Consider the following 14603-nt stretch of genomic DNA (forward strand, 5'->3'; position numbering starts at 1 on the left):
TTGGCTGCTGCTCGGAACAAGGTGCGGGGCCTTGCCGCGCAAGGGTTTTCGGGCCGCAGACCGCGACAGATCAGGATGCGGCCCAGTCAAACCCATCGGGATCGGTGCGGGGCCTGGCATCGCCGCTGATCGTGAGCCGGTGCGTCACCGGACTCGTCCCAGCGGCGAACTCGACGTATCCACGGCCGAAGCTCTCCGCCTTGACGATGCTGCGCTCGAAGCAGAACCGTTTGCTCGCCGCCACGTCCGCGGCTCCCAGCAGGAGCACGATCTCGCCAGATCGTCCCGTCCGGTGCCTAGACGACACCGCCATGGCCCAGAGCGACTTCAGCGCCGTGGCACCGGCACCGAGCCGATGAGGCTGTCGGCAGTGGCTGACTGCGACACCGTGAACCCGCGGAAGCCAATCGTCGGCGCCTCCGAAGCCCGCGGGTGAATCTGCGTCTCCAGGCCAAAAGCGTTGGCGTAGAAGCGTTTAGCGTCCGCGGGATCGGCCACGTCGAGGGCGACGGATTCGATGGATGCCATGGCAGTCACGCGGATTCCGCCAGCGCTTCCCGGGTCGGACTCACTGCCTGCTTCACCAGCGCGCCGATCCGCGCCTCCGCTTCTGCCGTCACGTCGGCCAAGGCGAAGCCCGCCGCCCACATCGAGCCGTCGTCCAGAGCGGCCAGGTCACTGAACCCGAGCGTCGCGTAGCGCGCCTTGAACTTCTCCGCGCTCTGGAAGAAGCACACCACCTTGCCGTCCAGCGCGTAGGCGGGCATGCCGTACCAGAGCTTCGGCTCCAGGACGGGAGCGCTGGCCTTGACGACGGCATGCACGCGCTCGGCCATGACCCGGTCCGCCGGCTGCATCTCGGCGATCTTCGCGAGCACGTCCCGCTCCGCCTGCGCCGCCTTGTCCGCCCGCGAACCGCCGCGGCTCGTCGCCCGCAGTTCCTTGGCATGGTCCTTCATCGCGGCGCGCTCTTCGGCGGTGAAGCCTTCGTGCGTTCTGCCCATGGCAGTGTCCCTTCTGAGTCCTCAATTATCGGCACGCGCCGTGCCGATCGGAACCTGATGATGTACTCGATGCCCGTGCCTTGTCAACGGCACGCCACGTGTCGATAAGATGACGGAATGGCCGACCAGCCCGCCGCACCGCGACGCAGAGGCACCGCACGCACCGACGAACTGCTGCAAACGACCCTCGACCTGGCCGCGGAAGTCGGCTACGCGGGCCTGAACATCGAAGCGGTAGCCCGCCGGGCCGGAGTCGGCAAACACACGATCTACCGCCGCTGGCCATCCATGGCGGCACTCCTGCTGGACGCGCTCAGCCGCGTCTGGACCACGGATCTGGACTACCGAGACACCGGCGACGTCCGAGCAGACCTGCGCGAACAATTCCTGCGCTCCGGCCCCGCCCTCTCCGGCCCACCGGTCGGCCCCGTCTACCGCGGGTTGATCGCCGAGGCACAATCAGATCCCGCCCTGCGAGCGACCCTGCACGAACGATTCCTGCTCACCGTGGAGAGGCGCACCCTCGAACGGATCACCCGCGCGCAGCAGACTGGGGAACTGGCCGAGAACGCGAATCTGGAGTTCGCGGCCGAGGTGCTGTGCGGGACTTTGTACTACCGCCACCTGCTGTCGACTCGCGTGGTTGACGAAGACACTGTCGACAACTTGCTGGACATGTTCATGGCCGCGTATGGAACTGCTGGGCGAACGGGCCCAGCTGCCGCACGGTGATCTCGAGCGTTGCCTGAACCCGCAGAGCAGAACATCCCCGCTGATCAGCGAGGATGTCGAGTGAGTGGGCCGCCTGGGGCTCGAACCCAGAACCTACGGAGTCAAAGACCAGGTCAGTGGCTGTTTCTCGTCATCTGCCGATCTTGGCCCTCACCTGCGCGGGCGCGCTCCGCGGATGATCATGCCCGGTCGCCGGTTCTCGTCGTTCGCGATCGTTTTCCGGGGGAAAACCGGGGAGATGATCATGCTCTCTGGCGGTGCCTGACGCTCGCCCGCTCAGCCCGTAACTTACCCGCCCACACTTTCCCCCAACCCCGATACGAAGCTCACACGCGGTCGGTAGGACCGGGTCAAGGCACGCTTTCCCGCCTTGACGCGGTGCTACCGACCGTTGTCACGATCAGGCTTCGGGGTGGCTCTAGGCGATGCTTCTGCGTAACAGGTCGAGGATCACCGGCGACTGTTTCCGCATGGGTGGGATGTCCGGTTCTAGCGCGAGGGCCATGTGTGCTGCTGGCGGGCGGCGCTGGGGTCCGGCACCGCTGGCGGCCGCGCGGCCCGGCCGGTGGGCGGAGCGGAGCGGGAGCCCGCCGTGCCGGGATCGCGGCGGCCGCCCAGGCGAGGGGCTACGGACCGCAACAGGCGCGCCGCCCGGCGGCGCGCCCTTGATCCCATAGAGCCAAATTCGGCAACTCCGTATTCTGGGAGGCGCAAGTGACTGAATCAGAAGTCGGGAAGATCTACAAGATTGCCAACTTTGCTCAAGGAGTCCGCCGTGAAGCCCACGGGGACAGAGCATGGAGGCCTCACGGTGTAGTTATGAGTTCGGCCGACGGGTTGGTGAACGTTACTTCTCGAAGTTCGAAGGTTGAAAATTACAATGATAGGCGCGATTTTTGGTCGCCGAAAGTTCCGTCAATGGAACTCGATAAAGACGGCTTCTTCTCTGCCGACAGTCGTTGGTATAAGTCTTTTCCCCAAAAAGACTTAAAGGATGCTCAGCGTGCCCGCTGTCTGGGGTACCTTCCCGAGCCACAGTTTGGCGACTTTGTTTCTTGGACTGAGACGTTATAGCATATCCGATGGAGGTGGATCTCAGTGATTAATCAATCCATTTTCGAGGCGGAAAACCCTAACCTGAAGGATCTACCAGATAGTGTCGCCAAGTGTCTAGAGAGTTCCGTTCCTCAGGCTCCTGAAGCTGGGCAACTGTGGAGGATTTCGTGGGGTAATTTGCCGCCGCGTCTTGGTGTGGTAGCGCGCTCGAATTCGTCGTATGTTCATGTTCTCCCCGTAACCCTGGACGTCATGCAGCGCGTGGACGCTGCGGTCGTGGTCGAAAGCACGCCTCTTGCGATACCTCTAGTTGTCTGGCCTCAGTTGCGTACTGGACTTGGCGACTTTGTGTTGGCTGAATTTCTTGGGCAACTGTTCGACCCGTCTGAGGTAAATAAGCTGGTGAAGGCCAGCGGGGAAATGAACTCGCAAGACTTAATCTCAGTTAATGTGGGTCTTTCTCCTGCAATGGTGGAGTCTCGCAGAGGTTATCGTGACAATCTTGCGCGCGAATTTGCCCGCTTGTGTGACTCTGATTGGCATAGAACAGATTCTTCTGGAGTGGGAGACTACTTTGTAAGTAGTGAGATGGCCAGTAGCGCTGGATTTACCGTGGCGGATCTTGCGGACCTACTGGAAGTAAGCAAAGTTGAGGGATATTCTATATTTCGGAGTGAAAGGCCGATTCCGATTGACGGACTCGGAAAGTTGGAGGATGCGCTTCGCGACCACTTTAAAGAAGTAGTTGTAGAGCGTCCCGTTAATGTGGAGGCGCGTACGGCATTGGATTCGCCCGATCTTCGTCGGGCAATCGAGCGTGCCGCAGTAGAGACTGACGTAGCAGAAGATGAACTTCGCCGGGATCTCTATTCTGAGTTGATTTCAGCTCCTCGGAGAGAGAGTTCGCGTGCGGAGGCCGTCGATCGTTACCGATCGGCTCTCCGCATGATGCTAATTGATCGATTGCAAGAAGGTTCCTAGTGGGCGGAATGGCGATCCCGCAGTACAAGGCAGGAGGCTGGGCTTCCGGCGGGTATGCGGAGAAGGTGGTCGACTACTTCCTTGAGCGCGTTAGGGCGGAGTATCCCGAACTCCTATCGCTTCTGGGACCCAATGCAGAGGAAGCTATTCAAAAATGGCCAAATCTGTCGCTTTCGCTCACTGATGATGGAGATCCGGAAATAGTTCGAAGTGACTGTTCGACATCGGGACTGTATATCTGGGGTCAGCGTAGATCTCGAATAATTGTAGCGAGATCGCCGTCTCGCGGCAGGAATGCATTCACGATACTTCATGAGTTAAGTCATCATCTCCAGCGAAGTGATCCTGAGTGGTTAGATGTCCTCTCCGATCTTTCTGATAACCAGGCTCGGACTCTTGAACACCTCGTGTGCGACGAGTTTGCCTCTGAAATTCTCATGCCACGGGCGTCGATATCCAAATTTGTGGGTGTAGACAGAATTGCGGCTGCTGGAATTAGGGATCTCTATGAGCAGACGCATGCATCGCGGGCGGCTGCCATTGTGCGCACGAGGCCTCTGCTTCCGCTTGATTCTGTTTCACTGCTTCTTGCTGACGACGGTACCTTGGTGTTCTCGCAGTCTAGGGGGGAACTCGTTGCTCCATCGCGCCAGGGGGAAGTGACGGGTAATCTCCTTGAGGATGCTCTCTCAAGAGTTGGCGGCGAGGCTGCTGGGTCGGTGAACTTCAAGTATGAAACTGGCACGTTCCTTGAGGGGATCGCTGCGACAGCTGCTGTGGACTACGAGGGTAGATATGTATTTGTCGTCGCGACGAAGGTTGATCGATATGATGAGATCAAGACTGAATGGAAGCCGACGGTTGTCGAGTGTCCTTGTGGAGAGTCATTCGCATCGAATGAAGCGCTGTCTCCCTGCGCTCGATGCAAAGGCCGGATTTGCCCATTTTGCGAGCGTTGTTACTGTGCTTCTGGAAAGAATTCCACTGTGTGTACCGTTTGCTGGACCGAGCTCAGTTCAAAGGAAGCGGCTCGTGGGCTTACTGTCCACGAAGATTGCGGGTAAGGATCTGTTCAGTTTTGATCTGTCTTAGGTGTAATAGGTTGTTGCGCGTTGTTCAAATGAATGCTTGAGTCGCAACCTGATGGTCGGGTGAATGTTTAAAGTTGAAATTTTGTTCTCGGGGATCCAGTCAACTTCGCTACTTTCGTTGCTGGTCTTAGGAGTTCCGCCAGTCCGTTCCGCGCGGAAGCAGATTGAGAACTCCTGGCGGACCTCTCCGTCGTCGTAGGCGATTACATGCTTGGGGTCCGAGTACAGGCCAATCACTCCAGTGACTTCACACTCGATCCCGGTCTCCTCTCGCACCTCTCGAACGGCCGCCTCAGCTAAGGTCTCGCCGAGCTCCAACTGGCCGCCTGGGATCGAGTACAGATCGTTGTCCGTCCGGCGGATCATCAAAATCCGCCCTTCGTCGTCCTGGATGAACGCGGACACCGCCACTGCGATGCTGTTGGCTTTGGGCGCGTTCGGGTCGTTGTAGTAGTCGACGCGTGCCATGTGGTGCCTCCTAGATGGTGGCGGGCTTGGCGAGGTTCCAGACGGTCTCGAAGCTTTCCGAGTAGGTCTCGAAGAGGTCCCCGGCGGAGAGGCGGCGCAGGTGCAGGGACGGCGCGTGTGCTCCCTGGAACCCGTAGACGTGCGTGTTGATGATCATCTCGTCGTCGAAGCGGAAGATGGAGTTGTAGAGCGTCGTGTTGTGGAACCGCATCTCGACCCCTTCGACGCCGACCAGCGGCCGGTAGAACGCCAGCGCGTTGCGCACACGCGCGGGGAGCGTCCCGTCGCCGAGCTGTTCTTCTTCTCCGCGCAGGGCGACGCTGTCGCCGTCCGGGTCGCCGAACGCCAGGCGGATCTTCGCGCCGGCCGCGGCCTTGGCTGCGATGTCCTTGATGAACCGCGGACGTTCGACCAGGAACAGGGCCGCGTGTACCAGGATTTCCACGGTCTCTGAGGCGTCGTTGATCAGTCGGTCCCACAGCTCGACCGGGATTGCGTTGCGGTGCGGGAACACGCTCACGACCTCGGCGGCGGCCGTCTCGGCCCGGCGTTCCGGTGCGACGGAGTCCGGCCACAGGTAGGTCTCCGATTCGCGCGCCATCGCGGCGATCTTGTGCCGGTGCTTCGGGTACGGGGTGCGGCCTTTGGTGATCCACCGCTCGACCGTCTTCTGGTCGACGCTGAGCGCCTTGGCCACCTGTTCCAGCGTGAGCCCGTTGCGCAGCAGCGCGTCACGCAGCCGTTCGTTCGGCATTCGCACCCCCTTGGGACTTTTAGGGACGTCTTCGACCGTACCAGGGACGTCCCAAGATGTCCCGCCACGTGGTGATCATGTCCCGCCTTTTGCCGGAGATTGGGTGGCACGTTGCCGGGATTCGCTCGGCGGCAGAGCCCAAGGGAGGCAGACATGACGACTGCAAGGACGGCTTCGACGCTCGGAGGCGGGTCGAGCGGTCCGGCCGCGCAGGTGTCTCGCAAGCGCGTGGTTTAGGCGCGGGCGACATGCGCGACACGGTCCAGATCCACGTGACGGCAGACCTGCCGATCCGCGTCCGCGCGCTGACGTACGCGAACCGAGCGGAGATCCGCTTCGGCAAGGCGTTCCCCGTGGTCCTGCTCGTCGACTCCGACGCGATCGCGGTTCTGGGCAAGCAACTTCACGAAGCAGAGACAGCGCTGAGCGCAGCGACACGGACGAATCACGGCGGCGAGGCGCCGGAAACGACTGACTGACAGAGAACACAGGGAGCTAGCGGTTATGGCTATCGAAAAGGGACACCGGTTCGCGATCGACTTCGACGAGGCGTTCCCGCAGGGGCTTGTGATGGTGGGGGAAGTGATCCCGGACAACGAGTATCAGTCTCGGGAGGACCGGGCTGCGGGGCGTCCGGTGCGGCAACGGGTGGATGAGGTGACCGGGAAGCGCCAATGGAGGGCTGCGGTCACGGACCCGGGCGAAACGAAGGCGAAGCGTGCCTCGTTCGAGGTGACGTTCCTGGCGGATGTGCAGCCGGTGCCGACGACGGCGGAGGCGTTGCCGGGGATGCGGCCGGTGGAGCTGGACGGGTTGACGGCGGAGCCGCGTGTCGGCGGGCAGGGCGAGTTCAAGTACCAGACGTACGCCTTCCGGGCGACCGGGTTCAGGGCTGCTGCGGGCAAGTCGTCGTCGCGGTCGGCCAGCGCCTCGTCGGCGCCTGGTGAGGGCAAGGCGGCGTAGATGGGTGTTCTCGTTTTGCAGACAGGGACGATCCCGGGCCGGAGGTGTGGTTGATGCGTGGGACGGATATGGCGAGCCCGCGAGCACGCGGCCTGGGTGCGGCGTTGCGGGATGCCCGGATCGAGGCGCGGTTCGGGCTGCGGGAGCTGGGGCGGCGGATCGGGGTGAACCCGGCGTTGTTGTCGAACTGGGAGCTGGGTCAGCGGGTCCCGACCCCGGAGGAGGTGTCGAACGTGCTGGGCGCGCTCGGGGTGACCGGGGAGCGGAAAGCCTGGATCATGCTGCTGGCGCATGGCGTGACAGGGCCGAGTTGGTCGTCGGTGGGGTCGCAGGCGGACCCGGCGCATTACACGACGTTGATCGCGCACGAGCGGGTCGCGACGGCCGTGACGGTGTGGGCTCCGCTGCTGATCCCGGATCTGCTGCAGGTCCCGGATTACGCGCGGCTCGTCTTTGGCCCGGACCTGCGGGACAAGCAGAAGCTGGACCAGGTCGTGGAGAGCCGGATGGACCGCAACCGGATCCTGTTCGGCGCGGGCGCGGTGAAGGCTCAGATGTTCATCGGCTCGGAGGCGCTGCGGAACCACTTCGGGGATGCCGAGGTGATGTTGCGGCAGACACGGTTCCTCAAGGATCTGATCGGGCTGTCGCGGACGATGACGATCCGGCTGGCTCCGAGTCAGGCGGTGACGGAGGAGGCGTTCAGCCGCTACGCGTTGAAGGACACCTCGGATGTCGTGTACTGCCCGCATCGCGCGATGGGCGTGTTCCTGGTGGGGAAGGAAGCGGCCTCGTACGAGGTGACGATCGAGCGGCTTGCGGAGGCGGCGTTGTCTCCGGCGGAGTCGCTGGCGCGGCTGTCGGTCGTGGTGGACCAGCTTTTGAAAGAGGTGAAGGCGCAGCGGCGGGCGACTGACGCCGGGCTGAACCGGCTCCTGACCGGCGAGGAACCGACCACGGACGAGTCGACCACCGACTAGCCGAAAAACCGAGCGAGCACTGAAAAAAGCGCACGGCGACGTGTGCTGTGTTCAACGCGCCCATTTGCGCTTGGAATTGTTCCGTATAAACGCAGAACCGGCCTCTGGCGACCAACCTTCACCGGTTCTGCGCTGTCCACTGGGAAGTGAACAATGACGAACATAACCGGTTCTGGACGGCGTGCGTCAACGGGGGTCACCCGGATGCGTTGCGCCGCATGCAAAAAGTTCACTCGCCTCGTGTGCGGTGAGACGAAGTGCGCGGCATGTCAAGGAATGCTGCCGCTCGACCTCACCGCGGCTGAGGGCGGTGAGCGCCGATGAACGCGGCCGTGGTGATCGCTGTCGGCGCGGGTGTCGCGGTGGTCTTGTGGGTGCTGGCGAAGCTCGGCCGTGCGCTGGCGTCCATTGTGGAAACGCTGGCGGCGTTGGCGTTCCTGGGTTTCGCGTTCTGGACTGTGCTGCGGGCGGTCGGCTGGCTGGTGCGGCAGATCGTCACTCGGTGGCGCTCCTGTCTCGCGTTGGTCGTGATCGTGGTGTGGTTGCGGTGGTGGGGCTGGCTGTCCCTGACGGTCGTGCTCGTCACGCTGGCGCTGGTCGCGGTGGTCTGGCGCGCGTTGGACGTGGTCGGGTTCGACCGGTGGTGTGGTCGGTGGTTGCGGGCGTGGTGGCTGCGCTGGGCGGTCTACGGCCGGAAGCTGCCGGACTGGCTGCACGCCTGCGGGTTGACCGTCCGCGACGAAGCCATCCCCGTGGACGTGACCGTGAACCTGGTGTCGCGGCGGCGGAAGCGCCAGGCGATCACGCAGGCGCGGAAGACGTCGGGGGTGGCGGTGCCTGCGTTGGTGCGGGTGCGGTCGGGTGCGTCGTGGGACGAGGTCCGGGTGCGGTTGGTGCCGGGGCAGAAGCCGGAGGATTTCGACGAGGCGGCGCGGGCGTTGGCGACGGCGCGGAAGGTGTCGCGGGTGCAGGTGCGCGAGATCGCGCCGGATGTGGTGTCGCTGGACTTCATGCGCCGCGACCTGCTCACCACCCCCGTGAAATCCCAGCCCCTGCCCGGCTTGGAACCGGCTCGGGTGAACCTGCGCGCGGTGTTCGCGGGGACGACGGAGTACGGGACGCCGTGGCGGCTGCCGTTGACCGGGGCGGGCGCGCACATCCTCGTCGCCGGTGCCAGCGGTGCCGGGAAGAACTCGGTCATGTGGTCCCCGCTGGTCTCGGCGGCCTCGGCGATCCGCTCCGGGCTGGTGCGGGTGTCGGGTGTGGACCCGAAGGGCATGGAACTGGCCTACGGGCGCGGGATCTTCGCCCGCTACGCCGTGTCCGGAAAGGACGCCCTCGAACTGCTGGAGGGCCTGCGGGACGAGCTGGAGCGCCGCAAGGGGGAGTTCGCCGGGCGGACCCGCGATGTGCCGTTGTCGCAGGAGTTTCCGTTGGAGCTGCTGGAGTTCGACGAGATCGGCGCGTTGACCCGCTACACCGATCGCAAGACCCGCGAGGCGATCGTGGAGCACGTCGCGGTGCTCAATACCCAAGGGCGGGCGTTGGGGGTGTCGGTCCGCGGCTACGTGCAGGAGCCGACGAAGGACACAGTGCCGGTACGGGAGCTGTTCACCCGCCGCGTCTGCCTGCGCGTCACCTCCAAAAACCACGTCGGGATGGTGCTCGGCGACGGCGCGTACGAACGCGGAGCCTGGGCCAACCGGATTCCCGAGACCATGCCCGGCACCGGCTACGTGTGGGGCGAGGGCATCCGCGAACCGCTGCGCGTCCGTGCGGGCTGGGTGTCGGACGACACCGTCAAGGCTCTGGAGCACTACGTCACCAACGGCGGCACCCACCACCTCGACCACTGCGAGGAAAGGAGGGCGGCGTGAACCGGCTCATGATCTTCCTCGACACCATTCGGGATCACCTCGACCTGCATCAGCTGCCGCCGGTCGCGTCGTTGGACGTCTCCGCGTGGTCGAGGCCGATCACGGTGCAGTTGGACGTCGACGGTCTGGCCGAGGTCGCGCGGGCGCTGCTGACGTGGGCGAACACTCTCGACGACGTCACCGCGACGTTGTGGCGGATCGCTGCGGGCGGATGGGTGCACGTCGGGATCGTCGGCCGGACGCCGTGCGGAATCCCGGTGCGCGTCTACGGCGCTGTGCTCTTCGACCCGAGTGTCTTCCCGGACCTCCCGGCCGGGGACAGGCAGCCGATGCCGGTACACGTGCTGCGCGGGTGGGCGTCGCGAGGGGAGGCGGCGGCCTGATGGAAGGGACACGAGCGGAACGGATGCGGATGCCGCTGGCCGACGACTTGATCCGGGCGACGGCGGAGAAGCACGGAGTGTGCGTGCGTCCTTTCACGATGGAGGTCGGCGACCAGGACACCGGCGAACTGCGGTACGTCCCGGTGCCGTGCGGGTCCACTGTGGAATCGGTGTGCCTGCCGTGTGCGCGGAAAGCCAAGGCGCTGCGGCAAGTCCAGTGCCGCGAAGGCTGGCACATGACCGAGGAACCGGACCTCACGCCCGAAGAGCCCACTGAGGACCAGACGGAGCTGTTGGCGTACCGGGCTGATCTCGTCGCCTCTTACCGCGAGGTCGCCGACACCGACCCCGCCGAAGCGGAGGAGCTGCGGGAGGAGATCCGTGGTGTGGACGAAGAACTTCGGCAACTCGGCGTCCGGGGCCGTCTGCCCTCGGTTGAGCTGCCGACCAGGAAGGCGGTGAAGCGGTCGACGAAGCGGCGGCAGGACGCGCCGAACCTGCCCCGGCGCAAGGTCGCCAAGACCACGGTGGGGCGGGAGTTCGCGGGGCGGTTCCGGCCGTCGATGTTCGTCACGCTGACCTGCGACACCTACGGCCCGGTCCGCGGTGACGGCTCCCCGGTGAACCCGGCCGCCTATGACTACCGGCGGGCGGCGCGGGACGCGGTGCATTTCTCGGCGTTGGTGGATCGGTGGTGGCAGAACCTGCGCCGGGTCGTCGGCTGGGACGTGCAGTACTTCGCGACCGTGGAACCGCAGAAGCGGACCGCGCCGCACCTGCACGCCGCGATCCGGGGATCGGTGCCGCACGAGGTGATCCGGCAGGTCACCGAGGCGACGTATCGCCAGGTCTGGTGGCCGCAGCACGACGAGATCGTCTACACCGACCGGCTCCCGAGCTGGGACGGGCCGGAACGGGGATTTGTCGACCCCGACACCCGCCAACCCCTGCTCACCTGGGATGACGCGGTGGAACAGGTCGAGGAACCGGCGCACGTGGTGACCTTCGGCCGCCAAGTCCACTCCAAGGGAATCCTCGGCGGGACCGAAGACGCCGGCCGCCACATCGGCTACCTGACGAAGTACCTGACCAAGTCCACCGGTGAGGTGGTCGAGGCCGACACGGCAGCGCTGGCAGATCACCATGACCGGCTCCACGCTGAACTGGCCATCACCCCGTGCTCGCCCCGGTGCGCGGTGTGGCTGCTCTACGGCATCCAGCCCAAGGGAGCCAACGGAAAGACCACCCCGGGCCACTGCAGAGGCCGGGCGCACCGGCGGACCACTCTCGGCCTGCCGGGTCGGCGGGTTCTGGTGTCGCGGAAGTGGTCGGGCAAGACGCTGGTGGATCACAAGGCCGACCGAAAGGCGTTCGTGATGGACGCCTTGGCGGCTGTCGGGATCGAGAAACCGCAACCGGACCCGGCTCGGCTCGTCTGGCGCAAGGTCGACGACGCCGACCCGCACGTGCCACCGAGACCGCACCTGGTGATGCACGCGATCGCCGAACGCATCGCCTGGAAAGCCGAATACGACCGAGCACTACTCGCCGCCAGTCCGCCGGAAACTTCGGCAATTCAGCTCGCGGCTTGATCGGGAAGGGGGAAACTGATGGACAACTACGTGCAATTCAGTCGTTTGTGGACGGTGGAGGATGTCTCGGAGTTCCTCGGCGTCCCGGTCTCGACGCTGTACCAGTGGCGGACCAAGGGTTACGGCCCGGCTGGTCGGAGGGTCGGCAAGTACATCCGTTACCGGCCGCAGGACGTCAGTTCGTGGGTCGACCAGCTGTCAGACGAGGTTGCCTGATGCCTCGCCCGCAGCTGGAGATCGGGACGTACGGCGAGATCCGCTACTCGGCAACTCCGAACGGCTATCGCGCGCGTGCTCTCTTCCGCGACTTCGACGGCAAGACGCGCGAGGTCGAGCGGTCGGGGAAGACGAAAGGCAAAGCAGCGCAACGGCTTCGGGACACATTCAAGGACTGGACCGGGTCGACCACGGGCGAGATCACCCGGGAAACCAAGTTGAAGGACCTCGCCGACGTGTGGATGGAACAGATCCGCAAGGAAGTCAGAGAAGGCACCAAGTCGCCGACGACGGCCACTACGTACGAGTCCATCCTTACGCGCCACGTGAAGCCGGGCGTGGGGGAGTTGCGGGTGCGCGAGGCGACCGTGATGCGGCTGGATCGGTTCCTCGGCTCTATCCAGGCGACGATCGGGACCTCGACGGCCAAGACCGCGAGGACTGCGCTGTCGGGGATGCTCGGCCTCGCAGCGCGGTACGACGCGGTTGACAGCAATCCGACGCGGGACACCCGCCGCATCCCGAAGAGCAAGAAGAAGCCGCGCGCCCTGGACGCGGAAGAGCGTACGAAGTGGCTGGCTCGGGTCGAGGCCAACGAGAAGGCGCGGCGCTGGGACCTACCGGACCTGTCGCGCTTCATGATGGCTGCGGGCGTCCGGGTCGGCGAGGCCCTGGCGACGTATTGGGAGGACATCGACTTCGTGGCGGGGACGGTCGACGTCACGCATACGGTGGTCCGGGTGAAGGGCGAAGGGCTGCTCCGCAAGCCTCGGCCGAAGACGGAGTCCAGCCTGCGTGCGCTTCCGTTGCCGTCTTGGGCGTTGGCGCTGTTGAAGCGGCGGTGGGCTGAGGCTCGGAAGGACGGCCGGTCGCTGGCGAGTCCGGTTTTCGCCAGCACGGTCGGCGGGCTGCGGGACCCGAACAACGTCTTGCGGGTCATCCGGGAGATCCGCGGTGGCGATGACTTCATCTGGCTGACGTCGCACAACTTCCGGAAGACGACGGCGACCGCGCTGGACGATGCGGGCATCCCGACCCGGCTGATCGCGGACCATCTCGGCCACTCACGGGTGTCGATGACGCAGGACAACTACCTGGAGCGGAAGGCCGTCGATCCGGTCACGGCGCTGGCCCTGGAAGGGCTGCTGGATAATCCGTCCCCGCTCAAAACCGGGGATAAACCGGGGAGCTGATCTTGACCGGCCACGAGCAAAGAGCCGCTGACCTGGGAGTTTGGTGGGCCGCCTGGGGCTCGAACCCAGAACCTACGGATTAAAAGTCCGCAGCTCTACCAATTGAGCTAACGGCCCGCGCGCTCAGTCTAGCGGGCGCCATCCGGCCCCTCGCCGGGGTGGGTGCCCACCCCGGCAGCCCGGCCTCACCGCATCGAGCGGAGCGTCGTTACGAACCGAGCAAGGTCTGCTGCGTAAGCCTCCGGCTGGTCCATCGCGACGAAGTGGTGCCCAGCAGGATTGTCGACCGGCCAGTGGACGATCTCCGACTCCCGCGCGGCCAGCCGTCGGATCCCTGGCACCCCGCTGTACACCCCGGTCGGTGCCTCCTTCTGTCCCTGCGGCCAGGCAAACCCGGTGCTCGAGTAGAACGACCACGACGACGTCCCGAAAGTCTCGGTGAACCAGTACACGCTCAGGTTCGTCAGGAACCCGTCCAGCATCTCGTCCAGTACCCGGCCACCACCAAACTCGTGGAACTTCTGTGCCATCCACGCCAGCGCGCCCACGGGGGAGTCGTTCCAGCCATAAGCGAACGTCTGCGGCGCGGCCCGCAGCAGCGAGTGGTGGTCGACGCCGTTCATCCAGTCCTGCGACATCATCTCGGTGAACGCGGCACGCTCAGCCGCATCCAGGTCAGGTAAGTCGGCCTCGGTGGGAATGCCCAGGCCAGCGGTGATGTAGACGCCCAGCACCCGACCGACCCGGGCGACTTCTGGGGCGACGTAGGCACCGTAGTCCCCGCCTTGGACGACGTAGTCGCGGTACCCCAGCCGCTCCATCAGTTCGGCCCACGCGCGGGCCACGCGGGCGGCGTCCCAGCCGGGGCCGGGCGCGGAGGAGAAGCCGAAACCGGGCAGTGAAGGGACGACGACGTGGAAGTCCGACAGGTGCTCGATCAGGTCCGCGAACTCGACGAAGGAGTTCGGCCAGCCGTGCGTCAGCAACACCGGCGTGGCATCCGGCGCGGCGGACGGGATGTGCAGGAAGTGCAGGTCGACGCCGTCGATTTCGGTCTGGAACTGCGGGAATTCGTTCAACCGAGCCTCGTGCGCCCGCCAGTCGTAGCCAGTCGCCCAGTAGGACGCGACCTCGCGCAGCCAGTCGACCGGCGCCCCGCGGTCCCAGCCTTCGCCGGGCAGTCGCGCCGGCCAGCGGGTCTGCGTGAGCCGGGCGCGCAGGTCGGTGAGGGCGGCGTCGGAGATGTCGATGCGGAACGGGCGAATGTTCATGACGGGAACGCTAGAGGCCATGTAGGTCAGATATGGTCCTAG

The 14603-nt window shown here is 64.8% G+C and carries 17 protein-coding genes and 1 tRNA gene; 11 read left to right on the plus strand and 7 right to left on the minus strand.

Features of this window, described 5'->3' with window-relative positions; translation table 11 throughout:
• Positions 1-70: 70 nt before the first annotated feature.
• The 3 genes from D0D37_RS48600 to D0D37_RS06255 all read right to left on the minus strand — a co-directional run bounded on the left by D0D37_RS48600 (position 71) and on the right by D0D37_RS06255 (position 1004).
• Positions 71-244, minus strand: coding sequence for a hypothetical protein (locus D0D37_RS48600; protein WP_341867970.1), 174 nt, complete (start codon positions 242-244; stop codon positions 71-73).
• Positions 245-327: 83 nt separating this feature from the next.
• Positions 328-528: a VOC family protein gene (locus tag D0D37_RS48605; RefSeq protein WP_341867971.1), complete on the minus strand. Its 201-nt coding sequence runs from the start codon at positions 526-528 to the stop codon at positions 328-330.
• 5 nt (positions 529-533) lie between these two features.
• Positions 534-1004 carry an iron chaperone gene (locus tag D0D37_RS06255; protein ID WP_116199561.1) on the minus strand — a complete coding sequence of 157 codons (471 nt, stop codon included), beginning with the start codon at positions 1002-1004 and terminating at the stop codon, positions 534-536.
• Between the two features lie 117 nt (positions 1005-1121).
• Here D0D37_RS06255 and D0D37_RS06260 point away from each other — a divergent pair, with 117 nt between their 5' ends.
• The 3 genes from D0D37_RS06260 (at position 1122) to D0D37_RS06265 (ending at position 4837) form a co-directional block, all read left to right on the plus strand.
• The gene (locus D0D37_RS06260; RefSeq protein ID WP_116199562.1) at positions 1122-1736 is read left to right on the plus strand and encodes a TetR/AcrR family transcriptional regulator; all 615 of its coding nucleotides are present in this window, start codon (positions 1122-1124) and stop codon (positions 1734-1736) included.
• A gap of 1098 nt (positions 1737-2834) precedes the next feature.
• Positions 2835-3773: a hypothetical protein gene (locus D0D37_RS46470; RefSeq protein WP_162834100.1), complete on the plus strand. Its 939-nt coding sequence runs from the start codon at positions 2835-2837 to the stop codon at positions 3771-3773.
• Between the two features lie 8 nt (positions 3774-3781).
• The gene (locus D0D37_RS06265; RefSeq protein ID WP_116199563.1) at positions 3782-4837 is read left to right on the plus strand and encodes an ImmA/IrrE family metallo-endopeptidase; all 1056 of its coding nucleotides are present in this window, start codon (positions 3782-3784) and stop codon (positions 4835-4837) included.
• Positions 4838-4861: 24 nt separating this feature from the next.
• Here the strand turns inward: D0D37_RS06265 and D0D37_RS06270 are convergent, their stop codons facing one another.
• Together D0D37_RS06270 and D0D37_RS06275 are read right to left on the minus strand one after the other, a co-directional pair.
• The gene (locus D0D37_RS06270) at positions 4862-5332 is read right to left on the minus strand and encodes an NUDIX hydrolase (protein WP_116199564.1); all 471 of its coding nucleotides are present in this window, start codon (positions 5330-5332) and stop codon (positions 4862-4864) included.
• Between the two features lie 10 nt (positions 5333-5342).
• Entirely contained in the window at positions 5343-6086 is a 744-nt protein-coding gene (locus D0D37_RS06275; RefSeq protein WP_116199256.1) for a helix-turn-helix domain-containing protein, read from the minus strand.
• A gap of 56 nt (positions 6087-6142) precedes the next feature.
• On the opposite strand from D0D37_RS06275, the gene D0D37_RS47795 reads away from it, so the two are divergent.
• The 8 genes from D0D37_RS47795 to D0D37_RS06315 all read left to right on the plus strand — a co-directional run bounded on the left by D0D37_RS47795 (position 6143) and on the right by D0D37_RS06315 (position 13290).
• Entirely contained in the window at positions 6143-6565 is a 423-nt protein-coding gene (locus D0D37_RS47795) for a hypothetical protein (protein WP_244223407.1), read from the plus strand.
• Between the two features lie 25 nt (positions 6566-6590).
• On the plus strand, positions 6591-7049 hold the full coding sequence (locus D0D37_RS06285) for a hypothetical protein (protein WP_116199566.1): 459 nt from the start codon (positions 6591-6593) through the stop codon (positions 7047-7049).
• A 53-nt stretch (positions 7050-7102) separates the two neighbouring features.
• Positions 7103-8029, plus strand: coding sequence for a helix-turn-helix domain-containing protein (locus D0D37_RS06290; protein WP_116199629.1), 927 nt, complete (start codon positions 7103-7105; stop codon positions 8027-8029).
• A gap of 320 nt (positions 8030-8349) precedes the next feature.
• Positions 8350-9906 carry an FtsK/SpoIIIE domain-containing protein gene (locus tag D0D37_RS06295; protein ID WP_116199567.1) on the plus strand — a complete coding sequence of 519 codons (1557 nt, stop codon included), beginning with the start codon at positions 8350-8352 and terminating at the stop codon, positions 9904-9906.
• A complete protein-coding gene (locus D0D37_RS06300) occupies positions 9903-10289 on the plus strand; it encodes a hypothetical protein (protein ID WP_116199568.1) in 387 nt (128 codons plus the stop codon). Before D0D37_RS06295 ends, D0D37_RS06300 begins: the two co-directional genes overlap by 4 nt.
• Positions 10289-11881: a replication initiator gene (locus D0D37_RS06305; protein ID WP_116199569.1), complete on the plus strand. Its 1593-nt coding sequence runs from the start codon at positions 10289-10291 to the stop codon at positions 11879-11881. The genes D0D37_RS06300 and D0D37_RS06305 overlap by 1 nt, the downstream gene beginning before the upstream one ends.
• 18 nt (positions 11882-11899) lie before the next feature.
• Entirely contained in the window at positions 11900-12097 is a 198-nt protein-coding gene (locus D0D37_RS06310; protein ID WP_116199570.1) for a helix-turn-helix transcriptional regulator, read from the plus strand.
• Positions 12097-13290, plus strand: a complete 1194-nt coding sequence (locus D0D37_RS06315; RefSeq protein ID WP_116199571.1) for a site-specific integrase — start codon at positions 12097-12099, stop codon at positions 13288-13290. The genes D0D37_RS06310 and D0D37_RS06315 overlap by 1 nt, the downstream gene beginning before the upstream one ends.
• Positions 13291-13331: 41 nt before the next feature.
• Here the strand turns inward: D0D37_RS06315 and D0D37_RS06320 are convergent.
• Positions 13332-13407: transfer RNA gene (locus tag D0D37_RS06320), tRNA-Lys, on the minus strand.
• Positions 13408-13475: 68 nt separating this feature from the next.
• Positions 13476-14561 (minus strand): epoxide hydrolase family protein, encoded by a 1086-nt coding sequence (locus tag D0D37_RS06325; protein ID WP_116199572.1) that lies wholly within the window; start codon positions 14559-14561, stop codon positions 13476-13478.
• Between the last annotated feature and the right edge of the window lie 42 nt (positions 14562-14603).

Origin of the sequence: Amycolatopsis circi, from assembly GCF_003385235.1 — a bacterium.
GTDB classification, from domain to species: Bacteria; Actinomycetota; Actinomycetes; order Mycobacteriales; family Pseudonocardiaceae; genus Amycolatopsis; species Amycolatopsis circi.

Excerpts from the sequence above, each read along its gene's own strand:
- D0D37_RS06265 (WP_116199563.1), top strand. The coding sequence starts at position 3,782 with ATGGCGATCCCGCAGTACAAGGCAGGAGGCTGGGCTTCCGGCGGGTAT.
- D0D37_RS06270 (WP_116199564.1), bottom strand. The coding sequence starts at position 5,332 with ATGGCACGCGTCGACTACTACAACGACCCGAACGCGCCCAAAGCCAAC.
- D0D37_RS48605 (WP_341867971.1), bottom strand. The coding sequence starts at position 528 with ATGGCATCCATCGAATCCGTCGCCCTCGACGTGGCCGATCCCGCGGAC.
- D0D37_RS06275 (WP_116199256.1), bottom strand. The coding sequence starts at position 6,086 with ATGCCGAACGAACGGCTGCGTGACGCGCTGCTGCGCAACGGGCTCACG.
- D0D37_RS06260 (WP_116199562.1), top strand. The coding sequence starts at position 1,122 with ATGGCCGACCAGCCCGCCGCACCGCGACGCAGAGGCACCGCACGCACC.
- D0D37_RS06305 (WP_116199569.1), top strand. The coding sequence starts at position 10,289 with ATGGAAGGGACACGAGCGGAACGGATGCGGATGCCGCTGGCCGACGAC.
- D0D37_RS06285 (WP_116199566.1), top strand. The coding sequence starts at position 6,591 with ATGGCTATCGAAAAGGGACACCGGTTCGCGATCGACTTCGACGAGGCG.
- D0D37_RS06325 (WP_116199572.1), bottom strand. The coding sequence starts at position 14,561 with ATGAACATTCGCCCGTTCCGCATCGACATCTCCGACGCCGCCCTCACC.
- D0D37_RS06255 (WP_116199561.1), bottom strand. The coding sequence starts at position 1,004 with ATGGGCAGAACGCACGAAGGCTTCACCGCCGAAGAGCGCGCCGCGATG.
- D0D37_RS06290 (WP_116199629.1), top strand. The coding sequence starts at position 7,103 with ATGCGTGGGACGGATATGGCGAGCCCGCGAGCACGCGGCCTGGGTGCG.
- D0D37_RS47795 (WP_244223407.1), top strand. The coding sequence starts at position 6,143 with ATGTCCCGCCACGTGGTGATCATGTCCCGCCTTTTGCCGGAGATTGGG.
- D0D37_RS06310 (WP_116199570.1), top strand. The coding sequence starts at position 11,900 with ATGGACAACTACGTGCAATTCAGTCGTTTGTGGACGGTGGAGGATGTC.
- D0D37_RS06315 (WP_116199571.1), top strand. The coding sequence starts at position 12,097 with ATGCCTCGCCCGCAGCTGGAGATCGGGACGTACGGCGAGATCCGCTAC.
- D0D37_RS06295 (WP_116199567.1), top strand. The coding sequence starts at position 8,350 with ATGAACGCGGCCGTGGTGATCGCTGTCGGCGCGGGTGTCGCGGTGGTC.